Annotated in this window: 17 protein-coding genes; 9 read left to right on the top strand and 8 right to left on the bottom strand. The window is 60.0% G+C overall.

Going from position 1 to position 19,429, the window contains the following annotated elements:
• Positions 1–74: 74 nt before the first annotated feature.
• The 6 genes from FH08_RS0106750 to kdsD all read right to left on the bottom strand — a co-directional run bounded on the left by FH08_RS0106750 (position 75) and on the right by kdsD (position 5,443).
• Positions 75–1,604, bottom strand: coding sequence for an RNA polymerase factor sigma-54 (locus FH08_RS0106750; protein WP_031357597.1), 1,530 nt, complete (start codon positions 1,602–1,604; stop codon positions 75–77).
• 161 nt (positions 1,605–1,765) lie between these two features.
• Positions 1,766–2,533, bottom strand: a complete 768-nt coding sequence (lptB, locus tag FH08_RS0106745; RefSeq protein WP_031357596.1) for an LPS export ABC transporter ATP-binding protein — start codon at positions 2,531–2,533, stop codon at positions 1,766–1,768.
• 11 nt (positions 2,534–2,544) lie between these two features.
• On the bottom strand, positions 2,545–3,243 hold the full coding sequence (gene lptA, locus FH08_RS0106740; protein WP_031357595.1) for a lipopolysaccharide transport periplasmic protein LptA: 699 nt from the start codon (positions 3,241–3,243) through the stop codon (positions 2,545–2,547).
• Between the two features lie 48 nt (positions 3,244–3,291).
• Positions 3,292–3,891 (bottom strand): LPS export ABC transporter periplasmic protein LptC, encoded by a 600-nt coding sequence (gene lptC / locus FH08_RS0106735; RefSeq protein ID WP_031357594.1) that lies wholly within the window; start codon positions 3,889–3,891, stop codon positions 3,292–3,294.
• A gap of 5 nt (positions 3,892–3,896) precedes the next feature.
• Positions 3,897–4,460, bottom strand: coding sequence for a KdsC family phosphatase (locus FH08_RS0106730; RefSeq protein ID WP_051887825.1), 564 nt, complete (start codon positions 4,458–4,460; stop codon positions 3,897–3,899).
• Positions 4,460–5,443, bottom strand: a complete 984-nt coding sequence (gene kdsD / locus FH08_RS0106725; RefSeq protein ID WP_031357592.1) for an arabinose 5-phosphate isomerase KdsD — start codon at positions 5,441–5,443, stop codon at positions 4,460–4,462. The genes FH08_RS0106730 and kdsD overlap by 1 nt, the downstream gene beginning before the upstream one ends.
• Positions 5,444–5,624: 181 nt before the next feature.
• Between kdsD and FH08_RS0106720 the strand changes: the two genes are divergently transcribed.
• The 5 genes from FH08_RS0106720 (at position 5,625) to purU (ending at position 10,755) form a co-directional block, all read left to right on the top strand.
• Positions 5,625–7,625, top strand: coding sequence for a monovalent cation:proton antiporter family protein (locus FH08_RS0106720; protein ID WP_031357591.1), 2,001 nt, complete (start codon positions 5,625–5,627; stop codon positions 7,623–7,625).
• Positions 7,626–7,646: 21 nt separating this feature from the next.
• Positions 7,647–8,213: an adenine phosphoribosyltransferase gene (locus FH08_RS0106715; protein ID WP_031357590.1), complete on the top strand. Its 567-nt coding sequence runs from the start codon at positions 7,647–7,649 to the stop codon at positions 8,211–8,213.
• Between the two features lie 11 nt (positions 8,214–8,224).
• Positions 8,225–8,839, top strand: a complete 615-nt coding sequence (locus FH08_RS0106710; protein WP_031357589.1) for a LysE family translocator — start codon at positions 8,225–8,227, stop codon at positions 8,837–8,839.
• A 132-nt stretch (positions 8,840–8,971) separates the two neighbouring features.
• Positions 8,972–9,817: an NUDIX hydrolase gene (locus FH08_RS0106705; protein WP_031357588.1), complete on the top strand. Its 846-nt coding sequence runs from the start codon at positions 8,972–8,974 to the stop codon at positions 9,815–9,817.
• 68 nt (positions 9,818–9,885) lie between these two features.
• Positions 9,886–10,755, top strand: coding sequence for a formyltetrahydrofolate deformylase (purU, locus tag FH08_RS0106700; protein WP_031357587.1), 870 nt, complete (start codon positions 9,886–9,888; stop codon positions 10,753–10,755).
• A gap of 88 nt (positions 10,756–10,843) precedes the next feature.
• Here the strand turns inward: purU and FH08_RS0106695 are convergent, their stop codons facing one another.
• The gene (locus FH08_RS0106695; RefSeq protein ID WP_031357586.1) at positions 10,844–11,917 is read right to left on the bottom strand and encodes an AI-2E family transporter; all 1,074 of its coding nucleotides are present in this window, start codon (positions 11,915–11,917) and stop codon (positions 10,844–10,846) included.
• An 88-nt stretch (positions 11,918–12,005) separates the two neighbouring features.
• Entirely contained in the window at positions 12,006–14,879 is a 2,874-nt protein-coding gene (gene uvrA, locus FH08_RS0106690; protein WP_031357585.1) for an excinuclease ABC subunit UvrA, read from the bottom strand.
• Positions 14,880–15,208: 329 nt separating this feature from the next.
• Here uvrA and FH08_RS0106685 point away from each other — a divergent pair, with 329 nt between their 5' ends.
• The 4 genes from FH08_RS0106685 to FH08_RS0106670 all read left to right on the top strand — a co-directional run bounded on the left by FH08_RS0106685 (position 15,209) and on the right by FH08_RS0106670 (position 19,413).
• The gene (locus FH08_RS0106685) at positions 15,209–16,411 is read left to right on the top strand and encodes an MFS transporter (RefSeq protein WP_075583298.1); all 1,203 of its coding nucleotides are present in this window, start codon (positions 15,209–15,211) and stop codon (positions 16,409–16,411) included.
• A gap of 194 nt (positions 16,412–16,605) precedes the next feature.
• Positions 16,606–17,139: a single-stranded DNA-binding protein gene (locus FH08_RS0106680; protein ID WP_031357583.1), complete on the top strand. Its 534-nt coding sequence runs from the start codon at positions 16,606–16,608 to the stop codon at positions 17,137–17,139.
• A gap of 794 nt (positions 17,140–17,933) precedes the next feature.
• Positions 17,934–18,581: a response regulator transcription factor gene (locus tag FH08_RS0106675; protein WP_031357582.1), complete on the top strand. Its 648-nt coding sequence runs from the start codon at positions 17,934–17,936 to the stop codon at positions 18,579–18,581.
• 154 nt (positions 18,582–18,735) lie between these two features.
• Complete coding sequence (locus FH08_RS0106670) at positions 18,736–19,413, top strand: response regulator transcription factor (RefSeq protein WP_031357581.1); 678 nt, start codon at positions 18,736–18,738, stop codon at positions 19,411–19,413.
• The last annotated feature ends 16 nt before the right edge of the window (positions 19,414–19,429 follow it).

The following is a 19,429-nucleotide window of genomic DNA, read 5'->3' as shown; positions in this document are numbered from 1 at the left end:
CGGGAATCGCATCGGCCGGCTCGCTCGCGCTTTCGCGACGCGGCCGGTAAAGGCCCGCCGCAACATGCAGCGGGCTACAGAGACTTTCGCAAATTCACTGCCGGGATTCTCAGAGCTTCGCGATATTTGGCCACCGTGCGGCGCGCGACCACGAATCCCTGTTCTGCCAGCAACTCTGCGATGCGGCTGTCTGAAAGAGGAGATTTTGAGTCTTCGGCTCCTATCAGTTGCTTGATGAGTGCCCGGATCGCCGTAGACGATGCCGCGCCACCCGTGTCGGTTGAAACGTGCGATCCGAAGAAGTACTTAAATTCAAGCGTCCCGAATGGGGTCAGCATGTACTTACCGGTTGTCACACGTGAGACAGTGGATTCGTGTAAACCCAGCGTATCAGCAATCTCCCTCAAAACCAAGGGCCGCATTGCAATTTCGCCGTGCGCAAAAAAGTTCTTCTGACGCTCCACAATGGCTTGTGCAACGCGAAGAATCGTCTCGAATCTTTGTTGAATATTCTTGATCAGCCAGCGCGCTTCCTGAAGCTGCTGACGCAACGAACCACTGCCCGGATCGCCGCGATTGTTGCGCAAAATATTCGCATAGAGGTGATTGATGCGAAGCCGCGGCACGATTTCCGGATTCAATTCTGCCGTCCAGCCGCTGGACATCTTGCGCACCAGGATGTCAGGAACCACGTAATCGGCTTCGCTCTTCCCGAATGCGGCGCCCGGGAACGGTTCCAGTGAACGAATCAGCAAATGGGCATCGCGCAAGGCGTCGTCGGACGCCTTGAGCTGCTTGCGCAAACGCGTGAAATCGCGCGCCGCCAGCAGTTCCAGATGATGCATCACAATATCGAGCGCCAGCGTGCGGATGGGCGATGGCTCCAGGCGCAGCAACTGCAGCTTCAGGCATTCTGACGCCGAGCGGCCGCCCACTCCCGGTGGATCGAAACTCTGCAGCAGCGCGAGCGCCGCGCTCAGTTCGTCGACATCGACTTCCAACTCATCTGGCAAATCCGCCTTCACTTCCTCGAGCGATGACGTGAGGTACCCGTCTTCATCGAGCGATTCGATCAGGAATGTGATCAGCGCACGATCGCGCTGATTCGCCTTCGTCATGCGCAGTTGCGAAGTCAGGTGGTCGCGCAGCGTAGTCGTGGATTCGTGGATCTGCAGCGGTGGCAGGTCGTCGTCGTCCGAACCGCTGTTCGAGCGGCCGTAATCTTCCAGGTTCCACGAACTCGAATCCGGTCCGTTGTCCGACGAACTCATGCCGTTGTATTCGTCTACACCCTGAGGCTCGCCGTTTTCGGAGCGGTCGGTAGTGGTCGTGCTGCTGCTACTGCTCGACGACGTGCCGTTGCTCATCATTGGATCGGGCGCGTTTACCGACGCCCCCGACGTGATCAGCGAGCCGTCCGCTGCCACGCGCAGCGGGCTGGTCGTCCAGTCGTCCTCGTTCTCGAGCAGCGGATTTTGCGCGACAGCCATCGCGACCTCCTGCTGCAGTTCAAGCGTCGACAGCTGTAGCAGCCGGATGGACTGCTGCAGTTGTGGGGTCAGCGCAAGATGCTGCGACAGGCGGAGTTGGAGGCTGGCTTTCATGGCAAGGTTTTAATCATTGTAGAGAGTTTGCCACGGGCGCGACACCTCGCGGGGATCGACCAAAAACAAGTGCCGCCTCGCGGGCGGCACGTAAGATTTGCTGGCGGCGCGGGACGCCGTCCACAACGGTGTTGCAAGGGACGGACGCCTTACCCCCGCGCTCACATGCGGAAATGTTCGCCGAGATAAACGCGCCGCACGCTCTCATTTTCGATGATATCGCTTGGCGCGCCTGCTGCGAGCACGCTGCCGTCGCTGATGATGTAAGCATGATCGCAGATGCCGAGCGTCTCGCGCACGTTGTGGTCCGTGATCAGCACGCCAATGTTGCGCTGCTTCAGGAACTTCACGATCTTCTGGATTTCGAGCACGGCGATCGGGTCGACGCCGGCGAAGGGTTCATCCAGCAGGATAAACGCCGGATTAGTCGCGAGCGCACGGGCGATTTCCACCCGCCGCCGTTCGCCGCCCGATAGCGACAACGCCGGGTTTTCACGTAGATGTGCGATCTGAAGTTCGTCCAGCAACGCTTCCGCGCGGTCCGTAATGGCCTGCTTGGAGAGCGGTTTTTCGCTTTCGTCCGTCTGCAGTTCAAGCACCGCACGAATGTTCTGCTCGACGGTGAGCTTGCGGAACACGGACGCTTCCTGCGGCAGATACGATAGCCCGAGGCGCGCACGCTTGTGAATGGGCAGCAGGCTGATCGACGTGCCATCGAGCAGGATTTCGCCTGCATCCAGCGGCACCAGCCCGACGATCATATAAAAGGACGTCGTCTTGCCCGCGCCGTTCGGCCCGAGCAGCCCGACCACTTCGCCGCTTTTTACATCGAGCGAGACGTCTTTCACGACCGTGCGCGAGCCGTAGCGTTTCTTCAGGTTGCGGACGGTGAGCGAACTGCTCGTGCCGGCCGGCTTACGGTGAGGCATGGCGGGCGAATTCACGGCTGCTGCGTTCCTTGCATCTTGGTGGACGGCGTCAAGGTGGCCGGCGCGCCGGTCAGCGGCGCGGCGCCGCCGTTACGCGGGGCGAGCATGGCCCGTACGCGGCCGGTCGGGTTACCCGGGCCGGCGACGTCAGGTCCGGCTTTCGCCGTGTAGAAGTCTTTCTGGCCGTCGTAGGTAATCACACTGCCGTGTACTTCGTCCTGGATTTTTGTGAGGCCCACGAGACGGCGCACCACGGCGCGCGTGGTCAGCGTGGTGAGATCCTGCTTGCCGTCGTAGTCGATCCGCACCGCATTACCTTCGATATATTCGTCAAGGCCATCGCGTTTCTGGCGGAAATAGGACAGGTTGCCGCCGGTGGACGTGCCGGTCGCGTACTGATACCCCTGCGGATCCTGCGTTACGTCGACACGGTCGGCCTTGATGATGATCGTGCCTTTGGTCGCGACAACGTGCCCGGTGAAAATGTTGACCTGCTTCAGGTCGTCATAGGTCATGTTGTCCGCTTCAATGTTCAGCGGCTTGTCGTTGTCGGCGCGTTCGGCGTGCGCGGCCGGGGCAAATATCGCCACGGGCAGCGCCACGCTTATTGCCGCGATCCCGAATTGCACGATACGTGCGGCGCGGCGCAAAAAAGCAGCGCGCGCTGCGCACAGACGGCCGGATTCGGGTCGGAGAAACGGTTTGTTCATGCAGTCACACTTGAATGGATTAAGCGCAATTCGTCGGAACTGCCGGGGTTATTTGGATGAGGTGCCGAGGGTATCGGAGGCGGCGATCTGGCCGCGTACCGTCCCAAACAGCTTCATTACCCGGGTCGCGTTGTTGTAGTTCATGCCGTCGCCCGTCATCACGGACGGACCGCGCTGAAGTTTAACCGGCTTTTCCGTTTCGATGACATCGTCGTTCACAAGGATGCGAAAGTGCACCGAATCCGCCGTCATCTGCGGGTCGCCGTAGCCCGCCACGCGCAAAATGTGGGCGTTCTCGTACAAGTCGACAATCGAGACATCGCCGTTCACCGTGCCGCGCTCGGACGTTGCCGTCACCGTGGGCCGCAGCGGCTGGAACATGCGCATCGCGGGTTTCGTGAGGTCGCTGACTTCATCGTCCTCGTAATGCACCATCGAAGTCGCGGTCAGCCGATATTGCGTCGTGCCGGTGGTGTCGAGTTCCGACACCGAAAAATTGGTCGCGAAATAGTCGGGCGCGTGTTCCTTCGGGCGCTCGGGTTCCTGGGGCTTGGGCATCGTAGCCTGCATCAGCCAGTAGGTAATGCCCGCGAGTACTGCCACCGCGACCACGGGCAGCGCCGACGTCAGTTTCTTGGGTCGTTGCATGGGATTCAGGTTCCGATAGCCGCGGCAAGCAGGCCGTCGTAGCGATTCTGCGCGCGCAGGATGGCGTCGCACACTTCGCGCACCGCGCCTTCGCCGCCGCGCTTTGAGGTGGCGAAATGTACGCGGTTCAGCACTTCTCCATGCGCGTTGGCGGGCGCCGCTGTGAAACCGCACAGCCGCATCACGGCGAGATCGGGCCAGTCGTCGCCCATGTAGCCGCATTCGGTTGCCGGGATACCGGTGGTTTGCAGCAATTCGGCGAGTGCAATGGTTTTGTCGGTGACGCCTTGATGCAGGTGAGTTAGCCCCAACTCGCGCGCCCGTGCCGCCACAATGCCGGAGTTGCGCCCGGTGATGATCGCCGTCTGCACGCCTGCCGACTGCAGCAGTTTCACGCCGTGGCCGTCGAGGGAATTGAAGGATTTCATGGCGTCGCCGTCGGCGTTGAAAAACAGGCTGCCGTCGGTGAATACGCCATCGATGTCGAAAATCATCAGCTTCACGCGGCTCGCGCGGTCGTGCGCGTTTTCCGTCACAGCAATATCCGGCGTGAAAGACAAGGTCGACATCAGATTACCTTCTTGGAAAAGAGGTCATGCATGTTCAGGGCGCCGATCAGGATCGCGTTTTCATCGACGACCAGCATCTGATTGATGCGATAACGCTCCATCAGTTCCACCGCTTCCACCGCGAGATGGTCCGGACCGATCGTGCGCGGATTACGTGTCATGACGTCGATCAACGGCAACGCGCGGAAATCGCCGTCGCGCTGAAGGATCCTGCGCAGGTCGCCATCGGTGAAGATGCCTTCCACGTGACGCTTTTCGTTGACCACGGCCGTCATGCCCATGCGCTTGGCGGTGATCTGGAAGAGGGCGTCGGAGACCGTGGCGTCCAGCGGCACTTCCGGCACTTCCGGCCCGACGCGCATCACGTCGCGCACGTAAGTGAGTAGCCGCCGGCCGAGTGCGCCGCCCGGATGCGAGCGCGCGAAGTCCTCGGGGCCGAAACCGCGGGCGTCGAGCACGGCGACCGCGAGCGCGTCGCTTAACGCGAGCACGGCGGTCGTGCTCGCGGTCGGCGACAGATTCATCGGGCAGGCTTCTTTATCGACGTGCGCATTCAGGTGCACGTCGGCCAGTTTCGCGAGGCTTGATTCCGGCCGCCCGGTGATGGCGATCAATTTTGCCCCGAGGCGCTTGATGATGGGCAAAATGGCAACGAGTTCGGAGGTTTCGCCCGAGTTCGACAGGGCGATAAACACGTCGTCGGCGGTGACCATGCCGAGGTCGCCGTGGCTCGCTTCGGCCGGATGAACGAAGAAGCCGGGCGTGCCAGTGCTTGCGAGCGTAGCCGCGAATTTGCGGGCGATATGCCCGGATTTGCCGATACCCGATACCACCACGCGGCCCTTGCATCCGAGCAGGAATTCGACGGCGCCGGTGAAGTTGTCGTCGAGATGGGCGGACAGGCCGCGCACAGCGTCGGCTTCAATTTCGAGCACGGTGCGAGCCAGCGCGAGTGCCCTGTCGCCATTGATTTTCGCTATCATGCGCGGAGTATAACAAAGGCATCTTTGCGCCGCGCCGGACACCGGGCGGCTTTCAGCCGCTCATCCGCCCCCGAAAGGCCGTGTGTTTTGTTGCGTGCATCGCTCGCACGCGTTAAAAAAACACAAGATCCGGATGTGCTCATCGAGCCGCCATCCGCCGACAAACGAGGACGCTAGACGGATGACTTCCCCGCTTGAAATGACGTTGCTATTGCTGCTGTGTTCAGTGGCAGGGGTCGTCGTATTCCGCTTTTTCAACCTGCCGCCCATGTTGGGTTACCTGGCGGTTGGGATCATCGTCGGACCGCACGCCGCGGGCATCGCCCCGGATAGCGATCGCGCGCAGCATCTGGCCGAATTCGGTGTGGTGTTCCTGATGTTCTCGATCGGGCTCGAGTTCTCGTTATCGAAATTGCGTTCAATGCGCCGGATCGTGTTCGGCCTCGGCGCTAGCCAGGTCGCCGGGACGATCGCGCTGGCGCTGTTGTTCGGGTGGATCGCCAACTTCTGGACGGACATGTCGTGGGAGGCGAGCATCGCGCTGGGCGGCGCATTGTCGATGTCGTCTACCGCCATCGTTTCAAAAATGCTCGCCGAGCGGCTCGAACTGGAATCCGAGCATGGCCGGAACATCTTCGGCGTGCTGCTGTTCCAGGATCTGGCCGTGGTGCCGCTGCTGATCATCATTGCCGCGTTTGGCAACGGGAATTCGAAGGAGCTGGCGTTCTGGCTCATGCTCGCGGCTGTCAAGATCGTGGTCGCGTTGACGGTGCTGCTGTTCATCGGCCAGAAGTTCATGACGCGCTGGTTCAATATAGTCGCGCGTCGGCGCTCCCAAGAATTGTTCATGCTGAACCTGCTGCTGGTCACGCTGGGCGCGGCGTTCATCACCGATAAATTCGGCCTTTCGCTCGCGCTCGGCGCGTTCATCGCGGGCATGCTGATCGCGGAAACGCCTTACCGGCATCAGGTGGAAGAGGACATCAAGCCGTTCCGCGACGTGCTGCTCGGGCTGTTTTTTGTCACCACGGGCATGCTGCTCAATCCGCGCGTGATCTGGGAACACCCGTTTCTGGTGGCGTCGTTTTTTGTGCTGCCGATCCTTCTGAAAGCCGTAATGATCACCGGCCTCGCGCGGCTGTTCGGTTCGCCGCCGGGCGTGGCGATGCGCACTGGCCTCAACCTCGCGCAGGCCGGCGAGTTCGGTTTTGTGCTGCTGAACCTGATCCTCGATAAACACCTGGTCGAGCCGGTGCTGCTGCAAGCCATCCTGTCGTCGATGCTGCTTTCCATGCTGGCCGCGCCGTTCATCATCCAGAACGCCGACCGGATCGTGCTCCGGTTGTCATCCACTGAATGGTTGCGGCAGTCGCTGCAAATGACGCGTATTGCAACGCAAAGCATCAAGCAGAGTGGCCACGTGATCATCTGCGGCTACGGTCGCGCGGGGCAGAATCTGGCGCGGATGCTGGAACACGAGGGGTTGTCGTACGTCGCGCTCGACCTGGACCCGGATCGGGTTTCAGCGGCGGCCGCAGCTGGCGAAAGCGTGGTGTACGGCGATGCCGGGCGGCGCGAGGCGCTGGTCGCAGCCGGCATACATCGCGCGGCGACCATCGCGATCACCTTCGCGAACACACCGTCCGCGTTGCGCGTGCTGCACAGCATCCACGAACTGGAGCCCACGTTGCCCACTATCGTGCGTACCGTCGATGACGCCGATCTGGAAAAGCTGATTGCATCGGGCGCGACGGAAGTGATTCCGGAAATCGTGGAAGGCAGCTTGATGCTGGCGTCGCATACGCTGGTGCTGATGGGCGTGCCGATGCGGCGCGTGGTCCGACGGGTGGAAGAAATGCGCGACGAGCGTTACAGCTTGCTACGCGGATATTTTCACGGCGCGGATGAAGACGACGATGAGCGGCGCGAGCAGGTCCGGCTACAATCGGTTCCCGTCGATGAAAACGCCGACGCGGTCGGCCGGACGCTCGACGAGCTTGGGCTGGTGGGCGACGGCGTGGAAGTGACAGCCATTCGCCGGCACGGCATTCGCGGCGTGGCGCCGGACCCTGACACCAAGCTGCGGGCGAGCGACATCGTTGTGCTGCGCGGTTTGCCCGAAGCGCTGCAGCAGGCGGAAGAACGGTTGTCGCGCAATCGCCGCGCGGGCGCGGTAGCCTGACGTTTTCCGGAGACATCAAACATGCCTGAGTTCGCAGCGCCCTTGGTGCCCAATCCTGCCGCGTTTATCCGTGAACGGATTCGCACGGTGCCGGACTGGCCGCAGCCCGGTGTGCAGTTCCGCGATATCACGCCGGTTTTGCAGGATCGACGCGCGTTGCGCACGCTGATCGACATGCTGGTACAGCGCTATATAGATGCAGGAATCGATACGATTGCCGGGCTTGATGCGCGTGGTTTTATCATCGGGCCGATTCTCGCTTATGAATTGAGCCTGGGATTCGTGCCGATCCGCAAAAAGGGCAAGTTGCCGTTCAGGACCTTGTCGCAATCGTATGAACTTGAATATGGCAGCGCGACCGTCGAAATCCACGAAGATGCGTGCAAGCCGGGCGAGCGGGTGGTGCTGGTCGACGACCTGATCGCAACCGGCGGCACGATGATGGCCGGCAAGATGCTGCTCGAACGGCTTGGCGCGGTGGTGGTCGAGGGGGCCGCGATTATCGATTTGCCGGAGCTTGGCGGGTCGACACTCTTGCGTGAGGCAGGTTTGCCTCTATATACGGTCTGCGAATTCAGCGGCCACTAATTTTCTGAACCATGCCTAATTTCCTTCTCTTTCTCGCGGCTTCCGTTGCTATTACCATGGCGCCGGGTCCTGACAACCTCCAGGTTCTCGCGCGCGGCATTTCGCAGGGGCGTGCGGCTGGGCTGGTTGCCGCGCTTGGATTTGCCGCTGGCATTTCGTTTCACACGACACTTGCGGCGCTTGGGGTGGCAGCGTTGCTCAAGTCTTCCCCTATGGCGTTCGAAGCGGTCAAGCTGGCCGGCGCTGCGTATCTGGTCTGGATTGGCATCAAGGCGATTCGTACCAAGGGTTTGTCGAGCGCGCACGAGCGGCCTAGCCAGCCGTTAGCGGTGGTGTTTCGGCAAAGCGTGATCGGCAATTTGCTGAATCCGAAAGTGACGCTGTTTTTTATCGTATTCCTGCCGCAGTTCGTGAATCCGCATGGCGCGCAGAGCGTCATGTTGCAAATGTTCGAGCTTGGCGGCGTGTTCATGTTGCAAACCGTGGCGGTGTTCTCGGTTTTTGGCGTTGCCGCCGGGATGATCGGGGCCTATTTGAAGCGGCGTCCGAAGGTCGGGGTTTGGCTCGACCGGCTGGCCGGGGCGACGTTTATCGGGCTGGGGATTCGCGTGGCGTTGAAGAATTGAGAGAGGCTTCATTCTCGCTTGGGCAAGGGATTGCTTTAGCGGGTTCGGGGCATTGAACGCGCTTCCCAAGCCTGGCCTGCGGCGAACGAAACCCCCTGTACAATTTCCGGCTTTGCGTCGCCGGAGCCCATCATGAGCTTGCCTGCCATTGCCGCCGCGCGTCGTTTCGATGCTTCGGCGCACCTCCCGTTTTACATCGACCGTGAGCGGGTCGGCTGGATTCGCCGCACCGACGCGCCCGCGCTGCACGCATGGCCGGACGTGTTTCATATCGATGAAACATCGATATGCCTCGCCGATACCTTTCACGATCTCAACTCACGCAGCGCCGCGCTCGGCGCAGTCATCGGCATGCTGGCAGCCGACGGCCGCATCCCCGGCTGGCGCAACGAAACCTACGCCATCCGTAATGCCTTCGACGCCGAGCCGCTTGCGTTCATCGAACGGGCTGCGTCGCGATTCTTCGGCACAATGACGTACGCTGTCCATCTGAACGGTATCGTGGAAGAGCGTGGCCGTGCGCCGGAGCTCTGGATCGCCCGGCGCAGCGAAACAAAAGCGACCGATCCAGGCATGCTCGATAACGTGGTGGCAGGCGGTATCGGTTGGGGGATGGGGATTGAGGAAACGCTCGTGAAGGAGTGCTGGGAAGAAGCGGGCATGCAGCCGCAGCTTGCTGCCAAGGCCGTGCGCGGGCGCGAGTTCTACGTGCTGCAATCGCTCTTCGAAGGCACCCAGGCAGAGCTGATTTACGTTTTCGACCTGAGCTTGCCCGCCGATTTCGCGCCGCGCAATCAGGACGGCGAAGTGGGCGAACACCGGCTCGCGCGCATTGATGAAGTCGCGCGATGGATTGAAGAAGGTGCAATGACGGTCGATGCCAGTCTGGCCACGCTGGATTGCCTGCTGCGCCGCAAGTGGATAGACGAAGAAGCGTGCGAGGGTATGGCGGCGATTTATTCACCGCCGGTAGATTGAACACCCGGTGAACACGCTATGAACACGCGTTGAATGTGCTTTGAAACATCTCTAAGGAGTATCGGTTCATGTCGACCGAACATAGTTTTATCTTGAAGTTGTCGTGTCCGGATCGTCCCGGCATTGTGCATGCCGTGTCTGGATTCCTGTTCGATCTCGGCAGCAATATTCTCGATTCCGCGCAATTCGGCGACAGCCACACTGGCGAATTTTTCATGCGCGTGCATTTCCAGCAGGTCGGCGGCGACCCCGGTCTCGCTGCGTTGCGCACATCGTTCAGCACGCTCGCCGACGGCTTCGGCATGCACTGGGAACTGCACGATGCATCGGTGAAACCGCGCGTGATGATCATGGTGTCGAAGATCGGACATTGCCTGAACGACTTGCTGTTTCGATATCGCACCGGCCAACTTGGGATCGAGATTCCGGCGATCGTTTCGAATCATCGGGATTTCTATCAGCTTGCGGCCAGTTATGACGTGCCGTTTCATCATCTGCCGTTGATTGCGTCCACGCCGGAAGGGAAGGCTGCGCAGGAAGCGCGGGTGCTGGAGATCGTCGATCAGCACAAGATCGATCTCGTCGTGCTCGCGCGTTATATGCAGATTCTGTCGCCGGGAATGTGCGGGGCGCTCAATGGCCGGGCGATCAATATTCACCACTCGTTCTTGCCGAGCTTCAAGGGCGCTAAGCCTTATTACCAGGCGTTCGATCGCGGCGTTAAGTTGATTGGTGCTACTGCGCATTACGTGACGACGGATCTTGATGAAGGGCCGATCATCGAGCAAGGCGTGGAGCGCGTGGACCACAGCATGACGCCGGATCAGTTGACGGCAATCGGGCGGGATGTGGAATGCGTGACGCTCGCGCGCGCGGTGCGGTGGCACGTGGAGCACAGGATCTTGCTGAATGGGAGTAAGACGGTGGTGTTCAAGTAGGGGTGTCAGGGCTTGGGGTTTTTGCCGCTGACCTCCGAGCCCTGAACCACTTGCTCCGCCGTCCACTCGGGTGAGCAAAACACCTCGATTAAACCAGCCTCAAATAAACCAGTTCGCGCTTGAGATAAGCATAAAAAATCGGCGCAGCAATGACCCCGGGCAGTCCAAAAGCGGCTTCCATCGCGAGCATGGCCAGCAGCAATTCCCAGGCGCGCGCCTCGATCTGCCCACCAATGATCCGCGCATTCAAAAAGTATTCGAGCTTGTGAATGATGATCAGGAAGGCCAGCGACGCCACAGCGGTCCCAAACGACACCGACAATGAAATCCCAACAATGATCGCGTTCGAGACCAGGTTACCGATCACCGGCAACAACCCGACAATAAACGTCACCATCACCAGCGTCTTAGAAAGCGGCAGCCGTTCATGAAACACCGGCAGCGCAACCAGCAAGTACAACGCCGTGAACGTCGCGTTGATCGCGGAAATCTTGACCTGCGCGAAAACGATCCGGCGAAACGCCTCTGAGAAACGCGTCACGCGCGTCACGAGCGCCGTAGAAAGTGGCAGGCGATGCGTCGTCCGCGGCACGCCCACCGCGATAACCGCGCCCACGATCATGCCGATCAGCACATGCCCGAAACCACGCGCCGCATCTTTCCCGCCCTGCTGCAACATGGCGGCATGCGTTTGCATCAGCTCGGTCGCCTTGTCCTTCATCTGCTCTGCATCGACAGGAAGGTAGTTCGCGATCCAGTCGGGCACCTGCAGGCGAGCATGCGACGTAAGCTTCATCAACTGATCGAGAAGCTTCTGGACGCTCGGGACATCGCGCTGAAAATGATCGATGAGCAAGATCGTCCCGCCCGCCAGCCCTCCCACGATCACCGCCGCCACGATCACGACCGCGACCCAGCGCGCCCGGCCGCTCGTCATGGTCTTTTCGATCAGCGGTGCAATGGCGTGCACGAGCTGAAACACGAGCATTCCCGCCAGCAACGCGCCGAGCAACTGCAAATGCAGCACGAAGAACAAACCGGCGAACGCGGCGATATAGCTGCCAATCTCGACCGCCGACAACTTCGGCATGCTCATATCGCTTGTCAGCCGGACGGGCCGGACAGCGGGCCTGCTTTCGGCCGCTTCGTTGCGCTTTGCCATGAATCCTTCTGTCTCCTGCCGCTAACGGGCTATGGACTGCCGCGGCCCGGACGGCGCGCGGCTCCTTGTTGCGGTGTGGGTGAATCTGTCATGCGGCCGATCTCGGCCTTTGCAGCAAAGGCGCAAGATACCGGCCCGTAAAACTGGCCTTCGATTGTGCGACATGCTCCGGCGTCCCCTGCGCGATGATCTGGCCGCCGCCGGCGCCACCCTCCGGACCCAGGTCGATGACCCAGTCCGCGGTTTTTATTACATCCAGATTATGCTCGATGATTACGACAGTATTACCCTGATCTCGCAGCCGATGAATCACTTCGAGCAACAGCGAGATATCGTGGAAGTGCAGGCCGGTGGTCGGTTCGTCGAGAATGTATAGAGTCCGACCTGTATCGCGCTTGCTCAGTTCCAACGAAAGCTTGACGCGCTGCGCTTCGCCGCCCGACAAAGTGGTTGCTGACTGACCTAGCCGGATATACCCGAGACCCACGTCGAGCAAGGTTTTCAGCTTGCGCGCGACGATCGGCACGGGCTTGAAGAACTCGTACGCGGCTTCCACTGTGAGGTCGAGCACCTCGTGGATATTCTTGCCCTTGTACTGGACGTCGAGCGTTTCGCGGTTATAGCGCTTGCCGTGACAGACGTCGCATGGGACGTAGACATCGGGCAAAAAGTGCATTTCGACCTTGAGCACGCCGTCGCCCTGGCACGCTTCGCAGCGCCCGCCCTTTACGTTGAACGAGAAACGGCCGGGATCGTAGCCCCGTTCCTTCGATGCCGGCACACCCGCGAACAACTCGCGGATCGGCGTGAAAAGGCCGGTATAGGTCGCCGGATTCGAGCGCGGTGTACGGCCGATCGGCGATTGATCGACGTTGATCACCTTGTCGAAGTGTTCCAGCCCTTCAATCGCCTCGTAAGGTGCGGGTTCGGCGGACGAACCGTACAGATGCTGGGAGACCGCGTGGTAGAGCGTGTCGTTGATGAGCGTGGACTTGCCCGAGCCGGACACCCCCGTCACGCAGGTCAGCAGTCCGACCGGCAGATCGAGCGACACGTGCTTCAGGTTGTTGCCGTACGCCTCGATGATCCGCAGCCGCCGTTCGTCAGGCGGCGTGCGGTCGGTCGAATAGCTGATGCTCCGTTTGCCCGACAAATACTGCCCGGTCATCGAATTCGGGTCGTTCTCGACGTGCTTCGCCGTCCCTTGCGAGACAATCTCTCCGCCGTGCACGCCCGCGCCCGGCCCCATGTCGACCACGTAGTCGGCCATGCGGATCATGTCTTCGTCGTGTTCGACCACGATCACCGAATTGCCGATATCGCGTAAGTGCTTGAGCGTGGCGATGAGCCGGTCGTTGTCACGCTGATGCAAGCCGATGGACGGTTCGTCGAGCACGTACATCACGCCTGTCAAGCCCGAACCAATCTGCGATGCCAGCCGGATACGCTGCGCCTCGCCACCGGAGAGCGTTTCGGCGCTGCGTTCCAGCGACAAATAATCCAGCCCGACGTTATTCAGGAACGTGAGCCGCGCGACGATTTCCTTGATGACCCGATCGGCGATCTCGCCCTTCGCGCCCTCAAGGTGCAGCGTGTGAAAATAACCGAGCGTCTCGCGCAGCGGCCAGCCGCTCACTTCATAAATGGCTCGCGCATTTTCGCCCGTGCCGAGCTTGACGTTGCGCGCCTCGGTCCGCAGCCGCGTGCCTTCGCACGCCGGGCAAGCCTGGTTATTCTGATACTTCGCCAGTTCCTCGCGGACCGCCGCCGAATCGGTTTCTTTGTAGCGGCGCTCCAGACTCGGGATGATCCCTTCGAACGCATGCTCGCGGACCGTCGTGCGGCCGCGCTCGTTGATGTACGAGAACGGAATGACCTGCTTGCCGGAACCAAACAGCAAGATTTTGCGGACATCTTCGGGCAGATCCTCGAAGGCCGCGTCTATATCGAAGTCGAAAAACGACGCCAGGCTCTGCAGCATCTGGAAATAAAACTGGTTGCGCCGGTCCCATCCCTTCACCGCGCCCGCCGCGAGCGACAGCGACGGATGAGCGACCACCCGCTTCGGGTCGAAGAACGTGATCTGGCCGAGGCCGTCGCATTCGGGGCATGCGCCCATGGGGTTGTTGAACGAGAACAGGCGTGGCTCGAGTTCCTGCAGCGAATACGAGCAGATCGGACAGGCGAACTTCGAGCTGTACAGATGCTCTTTCTCTGAATCCATTTCGAGCGCGATCGCGCGGCCATCGGCGAGACGCAGTGCCGTTTCGAAGGATTCTGCGAGCCGTTGCTTCATGTCCGGCCGCACTTTCAACCGGTCGATAACGACATCGATAGTGTGTTTGTCGTTCTTCTTCAGCTTGGGCAGCGACTCGATTTCGTAGATCTTCGCGACGCCTTCGTTTGCCGTTCCCCCGCCCGAACGCACGCGAAACCGGATGAAACCCTGCGCCTGCATCGCCTCGAACAATTCGAGGTGTTCACCCTTGCGATCGGCCACCACGGGCGCGAGGATCATCAGCTTTGTTTCCTCGGGCATGGCGAGCGCGGCGTCGACCATTTGCGACACGCTTTGCGCCTGCAGCGGAATGTGGTGGTCAGGGCAGTGCGGCGTACCGACGCGGGCAAACAGCAAGCGCAGATAGTCGTGAATCTCCGTGACCGTACCGACGGTCGAACGCGGATTATGGGAAGTCGCCTTCTGCTCGATCGAGATAGCCGGCGACAATCCTTCGATCAGGTCGACGTCCGGTTTCTCCATCAACTGCAGGAATTGACGCGCGTAGGCGGACAAACTTTCGACGTAGCGGCGCTGGCCTTCGGCATAGAGCGTGTCGAACGCAAGCGAAGATTTCCCCGAACCCGACAAGCCCGTAATCACGATCAGCTTGTGACGCGGCAAGTCGAGATTGATGTTCTTAAGGTTGTGGGTACGAGCCCCACGAATACGAATTTCTTCCATGAACCGGGCGGAAAGTAAGGGGGCTAAACCTGCTACTATAACGACTTTTCGAGGGCGCGTTGCCCGCGCTCATCGGCGTCAATCAAGCGTGCGGCGGGGTTGCGAAGGGTGTTGGCTGATTACTGATGGTCCACTAAAGGTCCATTTCAGCAGCGCTCGGGCGACAATCGAGCGACTTTTGCGTGCGGCCCTGACGCTAAGTTGAAGCAGGTCCAGACGCTTCAGCCACCCGTCTCATATAGTGCCGTTCCGGGCAACCACAAGGCGGCCGTGCTTGAGTTCCGCGTCCGCGCGCACGGCCAGACGCGTTTCCACATTACCTCGTCCCGATGTCCAATCCGTCTGCTACGTCCACACGTTTGAGCGCGCCTGAGTTGCGTGCGACCGTGTCGCTTGCCGCGATCTTCGCGCTGCGCATGCTCGGTCTCTTCATGATCATGCCGGTGTTTTCCATTTACGCGAAAACCCTTCCCGGCGGCGACAATGTGCTGCTGGTCGGCATTGCGCTCGGCGCTTACGGCGTGACGCAATCGCTGCTGTACATTTTTTATGGCTGGGTGTCCGACAAGCTCGGGCGCAAGCCGGTTATCGCGTTCGGACTGGTTGTGTTCGCCATCGGCAGCTTCGTGGCGGCGATCGGCCATTCCATGACGTGGATCATCGTTGGCCGCGTGATCCAGGGCATGGGAGCGGTATCGTCGGCGGTGCTTGCGTTTATTGCCGACCTGACGTCGGAAGAAAACCGCACCAAAGCCATGGCCATGGTGGGCGCGAGCATTGGTGTCTCGTTCGCGGTGGCCATTGTCGGCGCGCCGATCGTGTTCCAGTGGGTCGGCATGAGCGGCCTGTTCACGCTGATCGGCTTTTTATCGATACTCGCAGTCGGCGTCGTGATCTGGGTCGTGCCGGACGCGCCTAAGCCGCCCGTGCACGTGAAAGCGCCGTTCGCCGAAGTGCTGCACAACGTGGAATTGCTGCGCCTGAACTTCGGTGTGCTTGTGTTGCACGCTACGCAAACCGCGCTGTTTCTCGTCGTGCCGCGGATTCTGGAAGCGGGCGGCTTGCCGGTCGCAGCCCATTGGAAAGTCTATTTGCCCGTGATGGGCCTCGCGTTCGTCCTGATGGTGCCGGCCATTATTGCCGCGGAAAAACGCGGAAAAATGAAGGCTGTGATGGTCAGCGCCATAGGTCTTATCCTGATTGGCCAGTTGTTACTCGGCGCCGCTCCGCATACCCTGTGGTCAGTGGCCGCGGTTTTGTTCGTGTACTTCCTGGGCTTCAACGTACTGGAAGCGTCGCAGCCGTCGCTCGTCTCCAAACTCGCGCCTGGCACGAGAAAGGGGGCGGCGGCAGGCGTCTACAACACAACGCAGTCCATCGGCCTGGCCATTGGCGGGGTGATCGGTGGCTGGCTGCTGAAGGTAGACGGGCAAAGCGCAGTATTTTTCGCGTGCTCAGGGTTGGTTTTTGCATGGCTGATCGTGGCGGCGAACATGAAGCCGCCGCCGCAAAAAGTCCGGCGCACGGTTTAAACGGGTTTAGTTAATAGGTTTTGAGTTTTAGTTTCGAGTCGGGCGTGTTTCGCCGTGCTGGCGAAACTTTGCTGCAGCGTGGTGCATGAGGTTTGCTGGTTTGCAGGTCTTGCTGAACAGGTCGACTGCCACCGCGTGTCGCGTTGCGAGCGCACCGCATCAGATCAAATTGAATTGAATCAACTGGAGAAATCATGGCATCCGTCAATAAAGTCATTCTCGTCGGCAATCTGGGAGCCGATCCGGAAACTCGCTATCTGCCGAGCGGCGACGCCGTGGCCAACATCCGCCTTGCGACCACCGATCGCTTCAAGGACAAGACGTCCGGCGAGATGAAGGAGCTGACGGAATGGCATCGCGTGTCGTTTTTCGGCCGGCTGGCCGAGATCGTGAACGAATATCTGAAGAAGGGCTCATCGGTGTATATCGAGGGCCGGATCCGTACCCGCAAGTACACCGATCAAGCCGGCGTGGAAAAGTACGCGACGGAGATTGTCGCTGAGCAAATGCAAATGCTGGGTGGACGCAGCGGCGCAGGCGGCGGTGGTGGAGATGAAGGCTACAGCAGCCGTGCGCCGGCCGAGCGCAGCGGTGGCGGCGGCGGTGCTAGCCGAGGTGCCGCAGCGGGTGGACGTCCGGCGGGCGGCGGTAACGCTGGCGGCGCAAGCCGTCCGAGCGCGCCCGCAGGCGGTGGTTTCGACGAAATGGACGACGATATTCCGTTCTGATCTGCGTATCCGCAGTTTTTGCTGTGTTTGACAAAAAAGCCCGCCTCGTGCGGGCTTTTGCGTTGTGCGCATGTCGATGTGATGAACAATCGGTCGCTGGCGCTCAACGCACCTTGTCGGCGCCGATGCAGTTCGGCTGTGATATCCGGAAGATAAGCGTTGCAATCGCGCCACGTACCGACGCGCCAGCACGCGATGGCCGAGAAATGTAAAAGCAAGGAAAAAATGCCCGATCTGAAACGGAGGATGCCTCCCCGTTCACTTCGCTTGCTCCGGCGTATGGTCTCGGGATGAACGCTCTTCCAAGTTCTATTCATCGCCAGAATGAAAGGCGGCCGGGCAGTGATCGCACCACTCGGTGACGAATCGCGACAAAGCCCGGTTTTCGTCTACCGACTCGCCGGCAGGTACATATTGCAGTCTTCCATGTGATCGTTGAATTGCAGATTCAGACACGAATTCGAGCATTGTTTCTAAACCGGGTGGATTAGGATAATTCGTATAGAAGTGTCGGCTGTTTGAAAACTACTCTGATGCACGTCGAATCGTGCAACGCTGCATGCCGGTCACAAGCCGCCAAAGCGAGCAAAAGCTACGCAAAGGCGCGCGCCGACCCGCGCTGCAATAGGACGAATCTCGTAAACGACGTGCTGCATAGCGAGAACATTGAGAGTGTTCCTATATAGAGCGGTCGATCGCCGTGTTCTCATGTGCAACGGCGCATTACCAAATCGATCGTTGCCAGTCGGCGCGGATTCAACCCGAAGTGCATACAAAAAAACTGAGAGGCAGCATTGAAACTGCGAATCGTTTTGGCGGACGATCATCCGTTCGTTTTGCTTGGCATTCGAGCCACGTTCAGCATGGATGAAAATCTGGACGTCGTGGCCGAGGCTGCAAGCGCTGCAGAACTACTGAGGCTGCTGGCGTACACCCCGTGTGACGTGCTGGTGACCGACTTCGCCATGCCCGAGCAAGGCTTGCAGGCGGAAGACGGCCTGCGGCTCATCAAGCGTTTGCGGCGAGACTGGCCGGCCATCAGTATTGTGGTGCTGACCAGCATGAGCAACGTTGCCATCCTCCGGTCAATCCTTGCCGCTGGTGCAATGAGCTTGCTCAACAAGGTCGAGTCCATGGACGAGCTTGCAGCGGCAGTGCGCTCTGCAGGCGTCGGACGCCGTTACCTGAGCACATCGATCGTATCAGCGCTGGCGGTAGCGGGAGCAGAAACCGACGCGCTAGGAGAAGGACCGCGCCTGTCGCCGCGGGAGATTGAAGTCGTGCGGATGTTCGCGAGTGGTTTGTCGATCACCGAGATCGCGCGCTTCATGCAACGCGATGTCCGCACGATTAGCCGACAGAAGCGCGACGCCATGGGCAAGCTGGGGGTCCAGAACGATCCGGGATTGTTCGCGTTTGCGCGCGCGCATGGGCTGACGTGATGCTGCGGATTGCGAAAGGCTTTCGGACCCATCTTATGTCGATCATGACGCGGATCAACGATCCTTCAGCGGACCGGGCGAGCACCGGCAAATTGAAACCGCCCCGAGCGGACGCATCACCTGGGCGAATTTCAGGTTAAAAAGAGGTTAGTAAATGATTGCGTTCACTCAACGAATCAGATTGGCGGTAGCGGACGATCATCCATTAGTTGTTCTTGCCATCGAGCGCCTGATCGCCAATGTGCAAAACATTGAAATTGTATGTCGTGCACAGGATTCAACCGGGCTGGTTGAAGCACTCGAGAAGCAGGAGTGCGACGTCGTCATCATGGATTTCTACATGCCGGGCGGCGAGTATGGCGATGGTATCGACTTGATCAAATACATCGTCGAACATCATCCGGAATCGGCAATCGTCGTTTTATCGATGACAAGGGATGCGGACCTGATCGCACGTGCGCTCGACGCGGGCGCCAACGCAGTAGTCAGCAAGCAGGACCGGCTCGAGCTTATCTACGTTGCGATCGTGACGGTGCTCGCGCACGAGGATTATCCTGGACCGTCTGTGCGCATACTGCTTGCGGACGCGAATTCGGCAAATCGGGTGGATCTCATTCGACAAAAACTCACGCGCCGCGAACTCGATGTTATTGCCCGCTATGCACGCGGTGGCAACGTCACCGAAATCGCGCGCGAACTCGGGCGCAGCGTCAAGACAATCAGCGCGCAAAAATGCGCCGCCATGCGCAAGCTCGATTTATCGACGGATGCCGAGCTCTACCGGTTTGCATTTGACAGCGGGCTGGTCCAGGCACAAATGCTGGGGGCTTAGCCAGCGGCATTAAAAA

It is taken from the genome of Caballeronia sordidicola, assembly GCF_000729995.1.
Classification (GTDB): domain Bacteria; phylum Pseudomonadota; class Gammaproteobacteria; order Burkholderiales; family Burkholderiaceae; genus Caballeronia; species Caballeronia sordidicola_A.
The sequence above is the reverse complement of the archived record's forward strand: the minus strand, read 5'-3'. Positions and strand labels throughout refer to the sequence as shown.

Bases quoted from the DNA above. Each gene is read 5' to 3' on its own strand.
- lptA (WP_031357595.1), bottom strand. From the start codon at position 3,243: ATGAACAAACCGTTTCTCCGACCCGAATCCGGCCGTCTGTGCGCAGCG.
- FH08_RS0106685 (WP_075583298.1), top strand. From the start codon at position 15,209: ATGTCCAATCCGTCTGCTACGTCCACACGTTTGAGCGCGCCTGAGTTG.
- lptC (WP_031357594.1), bottom strand. From the start codon at position 3,891: ATGCAACGACCCAAGAAACTGACGTCGGCGCTGCCCGTGGTCGCGGTG.
- FH08_RS0106715 (WP_031357590.1), top strand. From the start codon at position 7,647: ATGCCTGAGTTCGCAGCGCCCTTGGTGCCCAATCCTGCCGCGTTTATC.
- purU (WP_031357587.1), top strand. From the start codon at position 9,886: ATGTCGACCGAACATAGTTTTATCTTGAAGTTGTCGTGTCCGGATCGT.
- FH08_RS0106720 (WP_031357591.1), top strand. From the start codon at position 5,625: ATGACTTCCCCGCTTGAAATGACGTTGCTATTGCTGCTGTGTTCAGTG.
- FH08_RS0106670 (WP_031357581.1), top strand. From the start codon at position 18,736: ATGATTGCGTTCACTCAACGAATCAGATTGGCGGTAGCGGACGATCAT.
- FH08_RS0106695 (WP_031357586.1), bottom strand. From the start codon at position 11,917: ATGGCAAAGCGCAACGAAGCGGCCGAAAGCAGGCCCGCTGTCCGGCCC.
- kdsD (WP_031357592.1), bottom strand. From the start codon at position 5,443: ATGATAGCGAAAATCAATGGCGACAGGGCACTCGCGCTGGCTCGCACC.
- FH08_RS0106705 (WP_031357588.1), top strand. From the start codon at position 8,972: ATGAGCTTGCCTGCCATTGCCGCCGCGCGTCGTTTCGATGCTTCGGCG.
- FH08_RS0106730 (WP_051887825.1), bottom strand. From the start codon at position 4,460: ATGTCGACCTTGTCTTTCACGCCGGATATTGCTGTGACGGAAAACGCG.
- lptB (WP_031357596.1), bottom strand. From the start codon at position 2,533: ATGCCTCACCGTAAGCCGGCCGGCACGAGCAGTTCGCTCACCGTCCGC.
- FH08_RS0106750 (WP_031357597.1), bottom strand. From the start codon at position 1,604: ATGAAAGCCAGCCTCCAACTCCGCCTGTCGCAGCATCTTGCGCTGACC.
- FH08_RS0106710 (WP_031357589.1), top strand. From the start codon at position 8,225: ATGCCTAATTTCCTTCTCTTTCTCGCGGCTTCCGTTGCTATTACCATG.
- uvrA (WP_031357585.1), bottom strand. From the start codon at position 14,879: ATGGAAGAAATTCGTATTCGTGGGGCTCGTACCCACAACCTTAAGAAC.
- FH08_RS0106680 (WP_031357583.1), top strand. From the start codon at position 16,606: ATGGCATCCGTCAATAAAGTCATTCTCGTCGGCAATCTGGGAGCCGAT.